The organism is Bradyrhizobium sp. AZCC 1719 (assembly GCF_036924525.1).
In the GTDB taxonomy this organism is placed as follows: Bacteria; Pseudomonadota; Alphaproteobacteria; order Rhizobiales; family Xanthobacteraceae; genus Bradyrhizobium.
Genome location: NZ_JAZHRU010000001.1, coordinates 6644218 through 6656791, shown reverse-complemented (window position 1 = coordinate 6656791; position 12574 = coordinate 6644218). Strand labels below are relative to the sequence as shown.

The following is a 12574-nucleotide window of genomic DNA, read 5'->3' as shown; positions in this document are numbered from 1 at the left end:
GGCTATCCTCTGGACTTTTCCGCAAAATTGCTTGTTCGCGGCAGCACGATGCGGAATTCGGTGAAATGGCCTTGTTCAGTATCGACGTCAATGGTGCCGCCATGTTGCTTCACGATAATATCGTGGCTCATCGATAGGCCCAGACCAGTACCTTCGCCGGCCGGCTTGGTGGTGAAGAACGGATTGAACATCTTCTCCCTTACCTCGGGCGGAATGCCGGTGCCGTTGTCGCGGATGCGGATTTCGACGGCATCGCCGAGGTCCTTGGTGCCGGCCCGCAGTGTCGGCTCGAAGCCGGGTTCGCCGCTTTCCTTTCGGCGCTTGGTCACGGCATAGAACCCGTTCGAGACGAGATTGAGGAGGACGCGGGTGATCTCCTGCGGGAACAGGTCGACCTGACCGGCGGCCGGATCGAAATCGCGCTCGAGTGTGACGTTGAAGCCCGGCTGCTCGGCGCGGGCGCCGTGATAGGCGAGGTTGAGGCTCTCATCGACCAGCGCATTGATGTCGGACGGCCGATGCTCGCCGCCGCCTTCGCGCGAATGCGAGAGCATGTTCTTGACGATGGAATCGGCGCGCTTGCCGTGCTGTACGACCTTTTCCAGGTTGTCTTTCAACAGCCCCGTCAACTCATCGACTTCCGCACGGACCTCTTCGGCGAGCTCAGTGGGCTTGAGGACGTCGTTCAGCTCGTCGGTCAACTCCGCTGATAGGGCTGCGAAATTGTTGACGAAGTTCAGCGGGTTCTTGATCTCGTGGGCGATGCCCGCGGTGAGCTGCCCGAGCGAGGCGAGCTTTTCGGTCTGCACGAGGCGGTCCTGCGCGGTGCGGAGGTCCTCGAGGGATTTTGACAGCTCGCGCGTCCGCGCCTGCACCTCCTCGAACAGCTGCACATTGCCGATGGCGATCACCGCCTCATCGGCAAAGGTCCGGAGCAGGGCGATTTGCTTGTCGCTGAATGGCTCCACCTCTTGGCGGCGAAGCGTGAGGGCTCCCAGGCTCTCGCCCTCGCGCAGCAGGGGGACGCTCAGGACGGTGCGGACGCCGTCGCCGCCGGTGTGATGCGACAGCTCCCGGCTGCCGGCGAAGTCGTTCGCTTGTTCCGAGAAAACGTCGGTCACGTGGACTGTGGTCTGGTCCAGGAAAGCCCGACCGGCTGCCCAGTCGCGTCCGATCGGCCATTTCTCGACATTGATATCGATGGGGCCATGATGCGCCCTGAAGCGCAGATCGTCGCCGTCCCGGAGCTGCACGACCGCATCGCTTGCCGCACACAGATCACAGGCGCTTTCGACGATAGACTGCAGTACCGGATCGAGGTCGGTCGGCGAGGAGGCGATCACCTGCAGAATGTTGGCGCTGCCGGTCTGGTAGGTGAGGGCTTCCTGCAGATCGCGCGTCCTGGCCTGCACCTCTTCGAAAAGTCGCACATTGCCGATGGCAATCACGGCTTGATCGGCAAAGGTCTGCAACAGGCTGATCTGCTTGTCGCTGAAGGCAACGGGCTCCATCCGGCGAAGGGCGATCGCGCCAATTGCTTCTCCCTCCCGCAACAACGGTACGCTCAGTGTACAGCGGTGACCCTGTTCGCGCGACTGCCGCTGCCCCTCGGGGAATTCGGCCGCGTCCGGAGCCTCGAAATCCGGGACCTGCACCGGCACTTTGTCGACAACCGAGCGTCCCGTGACCCATTCCCGATTGAGCGGACGCGCGTGCGTACCTGTCGGTATTGGCCCGTGATGCGCGCTGAAATGCAGATCGTTGCCGATCTTCAACAGCACATTGGCGTCATAGGCATCACAAAGCTTGCAGGCGCTCTCTACGATCGCTTGCAGCGCGGGTGCAACCTCCGTAGGTGAAGAGGCGATGACGCCGAGGATGTTGCTGCTCGCGGTCTGATAGGTGAGAGCTTCCTCAAGCTCACGGGTCTTGGCCTGCACCTCATCGAACAGGCGGACATTCTTTATCGCGATCACGGCCTGGTCGGCGAACATCTGCAGCAAGCGGGTATGTTGTTCGCCGAACGGGCCGGGCGCGACGCGGGTGACGGTGATGATGCCGGTCGCCGCGCCGTCATTCATCAGCGGTGCGAAAAGCATGCTGCGGTAGCCGCGGGCGCGCGCGATGTCGCGCGCCGCCGGTTCGAGATCGGTGTCGGGCAGTTCAGCCGGCGCGCCGTCGCACGTCAGCCGGTGGGGCGGAAACTCCTCCAGCGGCACCGGGAATGAGGACTGCAGCACGGCATCGCCGGCCGGATCAGTTGGCGTGAAGGCCGCCAGATGGATCTTGTGGTCGATGTAGCGGAACACGGCGGCCGAGAAGCCGCCGATCAGGCGATTGGCGCTGTGTGCAATGGCGTCGAACACCGGCTGTACGTCGGACGGCGAGGACGCAATGACCTTGAGGATATCGGCCGTGGCGGTCTGCCGTTCCAACGCTTCCTTGGTTTCGTTGAACAGCCGCGCATTCTCGATTGCGATCACCGCCTGGTCGGCGAAGGTCTGCAGCAGTTGTACGTGGTGAGGCGCGAAGGCGCCGGGCTCTTTGCGCGTCACGCTGAGCATGCCGACCGGCGTGCCGCGGTTCATCAGCGGCGTGAACAGCACGCTGCGGAAGCCGCGCAGCCGGGCCAATTCACGGTTTGCGTCCGGCACCTCTTCGGCTTCGGTATCGGCAAACTGGATGGTCTCGCCGTTGCGGACCAGTGCAAAGGTCGGGAATTCCGCGAGCTTGCGCGGGAAGGAGGCCTTCAGCGCTTCATCGGCTTCAGGACTGGTCGGTGTGTAGGCGACCAGATGAAGCTCATCGCCGATGAAATGCAGTACCGTGGTTGAGAACCCGCCCAGCAAATGCTTGGCGCTTTCTGCGATGGCTTCGAACACCGGCTGCACGTCCGAAGGCGAGGAGGCGATCACCTTGAGGATGTCGGCGGTCGCGGTCTGCCGTTCCAGCGCCTCGCGGGTGTCGTTGACCAGCCGTGCGTTCTGGATTGCAATGACCGCCTGGTCGGCGAAACTGTTCAGCAGTTCGCACTCCCGGTCCGTAAACGGCACCATCGAGGTGCGGCCCACGAAAATCGTGCCGATTGCCTGGTCTTTCCAGAGCATGGGTGCAATGGCCATCGAATAGTTTTGCCCGATCCTGCGAGCGGTCTCGCGCAGGTCGATCGGCACGTCCGGATCGTTCTGGACGTCGGCAGAACGCACCAGGCGTCGCTCGCGAATCGCAAGCTCGCTTGCCGTTCCTTCAATCGGAATTGGAAACCGCTCGCGCGCCGCCTCGGCGTTTGCCCCGCGCGCGGCGGCAATTTGCAACAGGCCTTCTTCGCTGGCGAGAAAAATCAGGCTCTCCTCGCTGTCAAAAAGATGCTTGATGCTGGAGAGGATGCTTTCGAATACCGGTTTGGTATCGGCCACCGAACTGCTGATGACACTGAGAATGCCGGCGGAAGCCTTCTGCTGCTCACGCGCGAGGTTCAGTTCTCGACGCAGATTCGCATTCTCGATCTCGAGCTCGACCTGGCGTGCCTTCGCCTCGTTGCGTTCGGCGCGGGCGGATTCGAGGCGCGACTCCATCTCGGTGATGGCTGATTCCAGCTCATCGATCGCGACCGACCTGTTCTCGGGAAGCGTCGCCATTCCAACTGTCCATGCCCGGAGCGCGGCGCATGATCGATTGGTCACTCGCGCCGCGGTTCCAACTGGATTATTTCATCTTGGAAGCGTTAGAGCCAGCGCTCATGGAGGTCTAAAGGTGGCCTTTCGGCGACCATCGGGAATGAGCGGCGCGATCCATTCGAATCCGTCATACACGCCTGCTGCCGGGCGGTGATGTCCTCATGAAAGAGCGGCCGCTCGCCGGCCCGGCGGAGTAAGGCGTTACCGCGGCCGCCGAGCCTCCTCTACTTTGCATGGGGTTGTTTTCGAGATTTTTGTTTGGGGACCCTCCGGTGCACTGCCGAAGCCCGGTTTAGATGATGGTGACGCGCGCATCGGCGAGGGCGGTTGCTCGGGCCTCAAGTCCCCGGTCGCGACACCTCGGTCTCCTTGCTGGTGATGAATTCCAACAGCACCGGGACGCCTTCTTGCGTCTTCTGGATACCGCGCTTGATGGCGGGGATGATGTCTTCCGGCCTCAACACCCGCTCGCCATAGCCGCCGAACGCGCGCGCCATCGCGGCGTAGTCGCCGGAAATGTCGGTGGAGCGGTATTTCTCGGTCGAGATCGGCATCACCTTCAATTCGATCGCCATGGAAAAATTGTTCAGCAGGATCGACATGATCGGGATGCGCTCGCGCACCGCGGTTTCGAAATCCATGCCGGTGAAGCCGATCGCGGCGTCGCCCCAGACGTTGATGCAGAGCTTGTCGGGTTTTGCCAGCTTGGCGCCCATCGCAAGGCCAAGGCCGTAGCCGAGCTGCGTGGTCTTGCCCCAGCCGATATAGGACAGAGGCTCGACCGATTTCCAGAACGGCGAGAGCTGGTCGCGCGGGCTGCCGGCGTCGTGGGTGATGATGGTGTTGTTGATGTCGACAGTGTGCTGCAGGTCCCACAGCACGCGATAGGGGCTCAGCGGCGCCTCGTTATGCGTCAGCTTCGGCATCCATTTCGCCAGCCACTCCTTGTGAGAGGCGGCGATCTCGGCGGCGACCGCGGTTGCGTCCCGATCGGACGTAACGGTCTTGCCGATCTCTTCCAGCAAGGCATCGAGGACCAGGGCGGCATCGCCGACCAGACCGATTTTGGCCTCGACATCCTTGTTGAGATGATTGGGATCGAGCGTCGAATGAATGATGGTCTTGCCCTTCGGCATGGCGATGCCGAACGAGGTTTCGGTGAACGAGCAGCCGATGCCGAAGATCACGTCGGCGTCGCCCAAGAATTTCGGCACCGCGCGTGGCACGGCGAGGCCGCCCGAGCCCAGCGATAGCGGATGGGTCTCGGGAAATGACGACTTGCCGCCAAGGCTTGTCGTGACGGGGATGGCGAGGCGCTCGGCCAGCCGTCTGAGCTGCGGCCAGGCCTTTGCGTAATGCACGCCCTGACCGGCATAGATCACCGGACGCTTCGCTGCGACGAGCAGGGCCGCCGCTTCCTTTACATGCACGGGGTCTGCACCGTAGCGGGTGCGCAGCACCGGCGTATAGTTGAGAGGCTCCGGCACTTCCTCGTTCCACATGTCGGCCGGGATTTCGACAATGACAGGTCCCCCCCGGCCGTTCTTCAATTTGGTGAACGCTCTCCGGAAGATGTTGCAGACTTCTGCCGCGATATTGATCGGCTCGGATGACTTCGAGAACGCCTTCATCGCCTGGCTGGAATTGAAGTTCGGGTCGACATTGGCGAGCCTGCGCGCATAGCCCATCGGCAGCACCAGCACGGGAACGGATTCGCCGTAGCATTGCGCCACGCCGCCCATCGCGTTCTCGGCGCCGGGCCCGTGCTGCATGCAGAACGCGCCGATCGAGCGGCCCGAGGTAACGCGCGAGATCGCATCCGCCATGTGAACGCCGATGCGTTCCTGCCGCACCATCACCGGGCGGATATCGGCATTGGCGGCATATTCGATGAGATGATTGACCGGATAGCCGCAGAGGATTTCGATTCCCTCGCGCTTCATGATTTCTGCGATGGCGGCGCCGAGTTTCATGACGGTCTCTCCCCCTGGATGCAGGCCGGTTTGGGTCCGGCCGATTTGCGACAGTAGGAACAGGATTTCCGCGCGCGGTAAAGCGAAGCGGCACGTGCGCGCGGAAGTGCTGATATGCGTTTCGTAAGCTTTGGCCGCGATCGGCCGTCAACAGGGTGAGAACGTTGTTGCTATAAGCGCGGCTTATCTGACTGAAAAAGTATCGTCCGACCTGCGGTTCGATCCCACTGCGTTGCGAAAACATCACAGCCGCAGCCCAAGTGAAGCGGCATCACGGGCTTGTCATTCACAGTAAGGATTTTTGGATTACCAGTGCAGCATGCAACTGCATGAATCGCAGGACAGGAGAGTTTAAAATGATTGGGGCGCGCACACTCATTCTCGGCTCAGCGGCAAGTCTGATCGCCCTGAGCGGTGCACAGGCGGCCGATCTTCCGGTCAAGGCCAAGGCAGTCGAATACGTAAGGATCTGTTCGCTTTACGGCGCCGGCTTCTTCTACATCCCGGGTACCGATACCTGCATCAAGATCGGCGGTTACCTGCGTGCGGACGTGACCTTCAATGGCGGGGCTCACGGTACGCCGGCCTGGAGCGGCGATCTCGGCCAGCAAAACCGCTATCGCGATTATTTCGTCGCCCGCTCCCGTATGGCGCTGACGGTCGACACCCGCACCGCGACCGAGTATGGCGTGGTCCGCACCTTCGGCCAGGGCGACTTCCAGTTCAACAATATCGGTGGCGGCAGCGCCAATCCGACTCTGCCATTCAGTTCGAATTCGCTGTCGACCGCCGGCGGCGGCTATGTCGCAGTCGAATACCTCTTCATTCAGTTCGCCGGTTTCACCTTCGGTAAATCCGCATCGGCCTATTCCACGCCGTGGCAGGGGTTCCCGGGCAACATCAACTCCAACTTGCTCGGCGGTCAGAATACCGACACCGGCGTCAACAACATCCAGTACACCGCCGAGTTCGGCAACGGTGTATCGGCCTCGATCGGTCTCGACGATCCGACCGTGTGGGAGCGCACTGCCGTCTATAATCTGAGCATCCCCAGCGCGATCGGCGCCAACGGAACTGGGTCGAATGCCTATGCTGGCGTGCACGCTCCGGACATCGTCGGCAGAATCCGGGTCGATCAGGCCTGGGGTCTGTTCCAGCTTTCGGCTGCCGCGCATGAGGTGAACGGCTCGTACAACACGTTAGGCGCCGGCGCTGCCCCGAACGCACTTTCCGAAATCAGCGGCCACCCCGAGAGCAAGTGGGGCGGCGCGGTGATGGCGGCGTTGCAGATCAAGAACATTCCGACCGGTGCAGGCGACGACATCAAGCTCGACGTTTCCTACGCCAAGGGCGCCACCAAGTACGTCATCTCCACCAGCGGCTCCTCACCGAATTTTGCGATGTTCGGCGATAGCGGCTTCGGCTATCAGAGCGTCGGCTTCGGCGCGACCACCGACGGCGTCTACTTCCCGGGCGCGGCCGGCACCGGCGGTATCGCTTTGACGACGGCCTGGGGCGTCCGCGGAGCATTCAATCACAACTGGAATCCGTACTGGTCGACCAGCCTGTTCGGCAGCTATGCCGCCGTCAGGTATGACGGCGGAGCCGACGACAACCTGCTGGGTGCGGGAACCACGACGGCCAAGGGCGCTTATTGCAACGCTTTCGCCGCGAGCCACGCCGGCCAGACGGGTGTTGCCTCCGCGGCTGGCACCTATAGCTGTAACCCCGACTTCAACGTCTCGCAGCTCGGCGTCGTGACCCGCTGGACCCCGGTCAAGAACCTGACGTTCTCGGGCGAAGTCCAGTGGTTCCACCTCGATCAGAAGATGTCGGGCTCTTCGGTTTTCACGGCGACCGCGCCGAAGCCGAACGCGCTGTACGAGTTCAAGGATCAGGACACCGTCCTGCTCCAGTTCCGCGCCCAGCGTAACTTCTGAGAACGACCTTCGGACCGGGCTCCTGCCCGGTCCTAGTTCAACTCAACGCCACGGCGGGCGGGGTGACTGCCCCGCTTCGCTCCGGCGGCTGAACATCGCCGCAATCAGCTCGAGTACCAGATCCACGATAGCGTAGTTCGCGGCCGCCGAGATGTCGGCGACGCGCCGCTCCTCGGTCTCGTCGTGCAAGAGACCGATGTAATTCCTTCCCGCTTCGCGCTTCTGCGCAATCATGTGCGCTTACTCCGCAAGACGCCGGTCGGGCGAGGGTGGCCGGTCGGCACACAATCGATGGTAAATTTTCCGTACCGCATGATTCCGGGGCGGGATTCCTCATCAGTCTTAATCAGTCGTTCATTCTGTTCCGCAAGGCCTCTTCAACCGTTCCGACCTAGAGTTTAAGCAGTACGGCGCGGGAGAATTTCGGGGAGCGTCGACAGGAGTTTGTCCATGCGTCGATTACTGGAACGATTTGTCGACGATGAATGCGGTGCTACCGCCATCGAATATTGCCTCATTGCGACCGGCATCGGCATCGTGATCGTCACCGCCGTCAACGGCGTCGGCATCGCGCTCGGCACGAAATTCAACGACATCAGCACCTCGCTCAAGTAGCGGCAAGGCCGCACAGACACATGCTGGAACTGCTGTTTGGGCCGCTGTTGGTGTCCTGGGGGCCGCCAATTCTAGCCTACGTCCAGCAAAATCCGTGGCGCGTGTTCTCCGCGATATTGGTCGCAGCCTTGTTGATCGATTGGATGGTCAGCGACCGGTCGTCTGGTGGTTGCGATGGCGGGTTGGACTTTGGCAGTGGGGACGGGGACGGCGGCGGGGATTGAAACCGGCGCTACTTGTCTTTTGGGTCCGCATTGAGGGCCCGCAGCATCGCGATCCGCGCGAACATCAGCCAGCCGCCGCCGGTCTCGGCCGCGTTGATCAGATTTTCCACCGCGACCTGCCAGTGCGCCTCGTGCTGCACTTCTTCCGGCAATGTCATGACATAGTCGGCGGCCTGCTGCAGCGTCGCGAGCTTACGGCCGCCGCGAAGCGGTATCGGATCATCGAACGGGGTCGACCACGGCATCGCGCGCTAGATGGTTCTATCTATCGCGCTCCTTGCCCGATCATCCGGCCTTCTTGGTGCGGGCGGCGGTACGCGCCGGCTTTTCCGCCTTCTTCGGCGCTTCCTTCGCCGTCTCCTTGGCGGCGCGCTTTCCGCTACCGCTGATCGGCAACAGCATCTCGCGCTGGCCGGCGGCGGCCTTCTTCGGCTTCTTGCCCTTGGTCTTGGCGGCGGCAGGGGCGGCCTGCTGTTCGCTGGCAAGGCTGCGCTTGAGCGCATCCATCAGATTGATGACGTTGCCGCTGGTCTTCGGCGGCGCCTTGGCCTTCGTGCTCAGGCCGTTGCGCTTCTGGTTGATGAGATCGATCAGCGCCTGCTCGTAGCGGTCCTCGAACTGCTCGGGCTCGAATGAGGCGGATTTCTGCTCGACGATATGTCTTGCCAGATCAAGCATATCCTTGGTGATCTTCACGTCCTGGATATCGTCGAAATATTCCTGCTCGTTGCGCACTTCATAGGGGTAGCGCAGCAGCGTTCCCATCAGCCCCTTCTCAAGCGGCTCCAGCGCGATGATGTGCTCGCGGTTGGTCAGTACCACGCGGCCGATCGCGACCTTGTCCATGCTACGGATGGTTTCACGGATCACCGCAAACGCATCGTGGCCGACCTTGCCGTCCGGCACCAGATAATAGGGGCGGATCAGATAGCGGCCGTCGATATCGGATTTCGGAACGAATTCGTCGATCTCGATGGTGCGGGTCGATTCCAGCGCGATGTCGTCCAGCTCATCCTTCGACACTTCGATGTAGGTGTCGGTGTCGATCTTGTAGCCCTTCATGATGTCTTCGCTGGCGACTTCCTCGCCGGTCTCGGCGTCGACCTTGGCGTATTTGATGCGGTGGCCGGTCTTGCGGTTGATCTGGTTGAACGAGACCTTCTCGGTGTCCGACGTCGCCGGATAGAGGGCGACCGGACAGGTCACGAGCGACAGGCGCAGAAAACCCTTCCAATTGGCGCGGGGGGCCATGGGCTACTCCGAAAATACGCAACAGACGACTGGGAAGGATACCACCGGATGACCCCGGCTCAAACATGCCGGGCTACGGAATCTCGGAACGGCGTTAACCCTCGAGGGGCCGTTCTGCGGCCGCGGCCTGCGACCTTTTTGAACACGGCGGCCGCGCGACACGGCCCAATACCGGAACATCACATTCGATCATGCGTTGCTTTCACAGGCAATGTCGGAGCATTCGCTGACATTACAGGCACTTACTCGAAGAGGTCCCCATGGCAACGAAACGACATGGCCAGATCGTCGAAACCCCGACCGAGGCACGCCAAGCCGAACCCGGTCCGTCCGTGCTTGCGCTCCTGACAGTATCGACCGGGCTCGCGATTCTGATCCTTGGCATCGTCTGGTTCATATTCTTCCGCACGTAAGGGACTGACCGAGGCTGCGCGACCAGGATCTGCGCGGCTGAGACGTGGGTCCCGCTTTTTCGGGAGCCGTTGTAAGCAACCTGCCGGCCCCTTGGGCCATCCGATCGGGCATGTTAGGCGTTTGGCCTGCGGTTTGCGGGCGCGCCCGGGGCCGCAGAAAGCGTCATGACGAAAAAGTCGCACTGCCGGTGTGCCTCGTTCATGGCCCGTTCACCCCGCTGAGCCTCATCATGAGAACTGATATTGTAGGGCTCACTATTGGAGGCCAGCTTGCGCCTGCTTGTTGTTGAGGACGATCCGGATCTCAACCGTCAGCTTACGACGGCTTTGACGGATGCCGGTTATGTGGTTGATCGCGCGTTCGACGGCGAGGAGGGGCACTATCTGGGCGACAGCGAGCCTTATGACGCCGTCGTGCTCGACATCGGGCTGCCGAAGATGGACGGCATCTCGGTCCTGGAGGCGTGGCGCCGCAACGGCCGTGCCATGCCTGTCCTGATCCTCACCGCGCGCGACCGCTGGAGCGACAAGGTGCAGGGGTTTGATGCCGGCGCCGACGACTATGTCGCAAAGCCGTTTCACCTCGAAGAAGTGCTGGCGCGCATTCGCGCGCTGCTGCGCCGCTCCACCGGCCATGCCCAGTCGGAACTGACCTGCGGCCCGGTCTCGCTGGATACCCGCACCGGGCGGGTCAGCGTCTCAGGCAATCCGGTCAAGATGACCTCGCACGAATACCGGCTGCTGGCCTATCTGATGCATCACACCGGGCGCGTGGTGTCGCGCACCGAGCTGGTCGAGCACCTCTACGACCAGGACTTCGACCGCGACTCCAATACCATCGAGGTCTTCGTCGGCCGCATCCGCAAGAAGCTCGACGTCGACATCATCCAGACCGTGCGTGGGCTCGGCTATCTCTTGACGCCGCCGTCACCGGGCGCCTGATGAGCCTTGCTCTTTTATTCGAGCATGATCTTATCCGAAGGCCGGTCTCCATCCGCAGGATTGGAGCCTGGGGATACGCTTTTCGGGATCTTGTTCTGATGCGCGGAAGTTCGCTCGCCACGCGGTTGTTCCTGTCGGCGACCGCGTGGGTGGTCGTGATCCTGGTTATCACCGGCGTGATCCTGTCATCGGTCTACCGGAACGCGACCGAGCGCGCCTTCGACCGCCGCCTCAACCTCTACCTCCGCACCCTGATCGCTGAAGTCGCAACGCCGGACGAACCGCCTGAGCAGCAGTTCCAGTCGCTCGGCGAACCGCTGTTCGAACTGCCCTTGTCCGGCTGGTACTGGCAGATCGTCCGGACCGACGAGAAGGCCGAAACAAAAGCTTCGCGTTCGCTGTGGGACAAGAAGCTGCCGAAGCTCGAGGATATCGGCGCGGAGCTGACCCCGGCCGGAATCCGTCTCGGCTACGTCGACGGTCCGGAGGGCCAGGATCTGAGGGTGGTCGAGCGGCCGGTCGACCTCGGCGCCGACGGCAAGTTTCTGGTCAGCGTGGCCGGCGACGCATCCGAGATTTTCGACGAAATCCGCGCCTTCGATTATTACCTCGGCGGCACCTTCGCAGCGCTCGGGATCGTGCTGCTCCTGACCACGATCTTCCAGGTCCGCTTCGGGCTGGCGCCGCTCAAGCGCATTTCGGAATCGATCGCCGACATCCGCTCCGGACGCGCCGAACGGCTTGAGGGCCAATTTCCGGTCGAGATCGCGCCGCTGGCGCGCGAAACCAACGCGCTGATCGACGCCAACCGCGAGATCGTCGAGCGCGCCCGCACCCATGTCGGCAACCTTGCCCATGCCATCAAGACGCCGCTGTCCGTGATCGTCAACGAGGCCACCGCCCACACGGTGGATCCCTTTGCGAACAAGGTTTTGGAGCAGGCTTTTGTGATGCGGGATCAGGTCGCGCATCACCTCGAGCGCGCACGTATCGCCGCCCGCGTCACCATCGTCGGCACCGTCACCGAGGTCGCGCCCGCCATCGAGGCGCTGCGGCGGACCATGGAAAAGATCCACCGGGATCGTGGCGTCAAGATCGCAGTCAAGGCGGACCCGCAGGCAAAGTTTCGCGGCGAGCGTCAGGATCTTGAGGAGATGGCCGGCAATCTGGTCGACAATGCCTGCAAGTGGGCGGCCTCGCAGGTATTCATCGAGGTGCGGGCGGAATCGCCGGCCGAGCCCGGCACCGGGCCGCGGCTGCGGCTCATTGTCGATGACGATGGCCGCGGATTATCCGCTGCCGAGCGCGCGCAGGTATCCCGGCGCGGCCAGCGCCTGGACGAATCCAAGCCGGGCTCCGGGCTTGGGCTTTCGATCGTGGTCGATCTCGCCGGCCTCTATGGCGGTAGCCTCGTCCTGAGCGACGCCCCGATCGGCGGGCTGCGGGCAGAGCTGGTATTGCCGGGGATATGAACGTCCTCAAGTACCTGGGGTTGAAGGGGCGGCACCCGGCACTGCCCGGGCGATTTCGTTATTCCTA

Annotated in this window: 10 protein-coding genes and 1 pseudogene; 5 read left to right on the top strand and 6 right to left on the bottom strand. The window is 62.4% G+C overall.

From position 1 onward, the window contains the following. Positions 1-2 precede the first annotated feature (2 nt). From V1292_RS31445 to V1292_RS31440, 3 genes and pseudogenes are all read right to left on the bottom strand, one after another. Positions 3-2996 (bottom strand): GAF domain-containing protein, encoded by a 2994-nt coding sequence (locus V1292_RS31445; RefSeq protein WP_442895641.1) that lies wholly within the window; start codon positions 2994-2996, stop codon positions 3-5. Next, positions 2994-3575 (bottom strand): annotated as a pseudogene (locus V1292_RS33980) (GAF domain-containing protein); the annotation flags it as partial. The gene V1292_RS31445 and the pseudogene V1292_RS33980, both read right to left, overlap by 3 nt. Positions 3576-4015: 440 nt before the next feature. Then, positions 4016-5650 (bottom strand): thiamine pyrophosphate-requiring protein, encoded by a 1635-nt coding sequence (locus V1292_RS31440; RefSeq protein WP_334376407.1) that lies wholly within the window; start codon positions 5648-5650, stop codon positions 4016-4018. Positions 5651-6006: 356 nt separating this feature from the next. Between V1292_RS31440 and V1292_RS31435 the strand changes: the two genes are divergently transcribed. Continuing rightward, the gene (locus tag V1292_RS31435; protein WP_334376405.1) at positions 6007-7590 is read left to right on the top strand and encodes a porin; all 1584 of its coding nucleotides are present in this window, start codon (positions 6007-6009) and stop codon (positions 7588-7590) included. A 42-nt stretch (positions 7591-7632) separates the two neighbouring features. Here the strand turns inward: V1292_RS31435 and V1292_RS31430 are convergent, their stop codons facing one another. Further along, entirely contained in the window at positions 7633-7824 is a 192-nt protein-coding gene (locus tag V1292_RS31430; protein WP_334376404.1) for a hypothetical protein, read from the bottom strand. Positions 7825-8040: 216 nt separating this feature from the next. Here V1292_RS31430 and V1292_RS31425 point away from each other — a divergent pair, with 216 nt between their 5' ends. Then, entirely contained in the window at positions 8041-8205 is a 165-nt protein-coding gene (locus tag V1292_RS31425; protein ID WP_334376403.1) for a Flp family type IVb pilin, read from the top strand. Between the two features lie 232 nt (positions 8206-8437). Here V1292_RS31425 and V1292_RS31420 read toward each other — a convergent pair whose 3' ends face one another. Both V1292_RS31420 and ku read right to left on the bottom strand, forming a co-directional pair. Beyond that, positions 8438-8674, bottom strand: a complete 237-nt coding sequence (locus V1292_RS31420) for a hypothetical protein (protein WP_334376402.1) — start codon at positions 8672-8674, stop codon at positions 8438-8440. 40 nt (positions 8675-8714) lie between these two features. Beyond that, positions 8715-9680, bottom strand: a complete 966-nt coding sequence (gene ku, locus V1292_RS31415; protein WP_334376401.1) for a non-homologous end joining protein Ku — start codon at positions 9678-9680, stop codon at positions 8715-8717. A gap of 260 nt (positions 9681-9940) precedes the next feature. Here ku and V1292_RS31410 point away from each other — a divergent pair, with 260 nt between their 5' ends. The 3 genes from V1292_RS31410 (at position 9941) to V1292_RS31400 (ending at position 12507) form a co-directional block, all read left to right on the top strand. Continuing rightward, entirely contained in the window at positions 9941-10093 is a 153-nt protein-coding gene (locus V1292_RS31410) for a hypothetical protein (RefSeq protein ID WP_176722012.1), read from the top strand. A gap of 270 nt (positions 10094-10363) precedes the next feature. Continuing rightward, entirely contained in the window at positions 10364-11035 is a 672-nt protein-coding gene (locus V1292_RS31405; RefSeq protein WP_028348898.1) for a response regulator transcription factor, read from the top strand. 98 nt (positions 11036-11133) lie between these two features. Next, on the top strand, positions 11134-12507 hold the full coding sequence (locus V1292_RS31400; RefSeq protein WP_334376400.1) for an ATP-binding protein: 1374 nt from the start codon (positions 11134-11136) through the stop codon (positions 12505-12507). The last annotated feature ends 67 nt before the right edge of the window (positions 12508-12574 follow it).

What these genes read in the sequence shown, in the direction of transcription:
- V1292_RS31435 (WP_334376405.1), top strand. Translation starts at nt 6,007, where the DNA reads ATGATTGGGGCGCGCACACTCATTCTCGGCTCAGCGGCAAGTCTGATC.
- V1292_RS31440 (WP_334376407.1), bottom strand. Translation starts at nt 5,650, where the DNA reads ATGAAACTCGGCGCCGCCATCGCAGAAATCATGAAGCGCGAGGGAATC.
- V1292_RS31420 (WP_334376402.1), bottom strand. Translation starts at nt 8,674, where the DNA reads ATGCCGTGGTCGACCCCGTTCGATGATCCGATACCGCTTCGCGGCGGC.
- V1292_RS31430 (WP_334376404.1), bottom strand. Translation starts at nt 7,824, where the DNA reads ATGATTGCGCAGAAGCGCGAAGCGGGAAGGAATTACATCGGTCTCTTG.
- V1292_RS31425 (WP_334376403.1), top strand. Translation starts at nt 8,041, where the DNA reads ATGCGTCGATTACTGGAACGATTTGTCGACGATGAATGCGGTGCTACC.
- ku (WP_334376401.1), bottom strand. Translation starts at nt 9,680, where the DNA reads ATGGCCCCCCGCGCCAATTGGAAGGGTTTTCTGCGCCTGTCGCTCGTG.
- V1292_RS31410 (WP_176722012.1), top strand. Translation starts at nt 9,941, where the DNA reads ATGGCAACGAAACGACATGGCCAGATCGTCGAAACCCCGACCGAGGCA.
- V1292_RS31400 (WP_334376400.1), top strand. Translation starts at nt 11,134, where the DNA reads ATGCGCGGAAGTTCGCTCGCCACGCGGTTGTTCCTGTCGGCGACCGCG.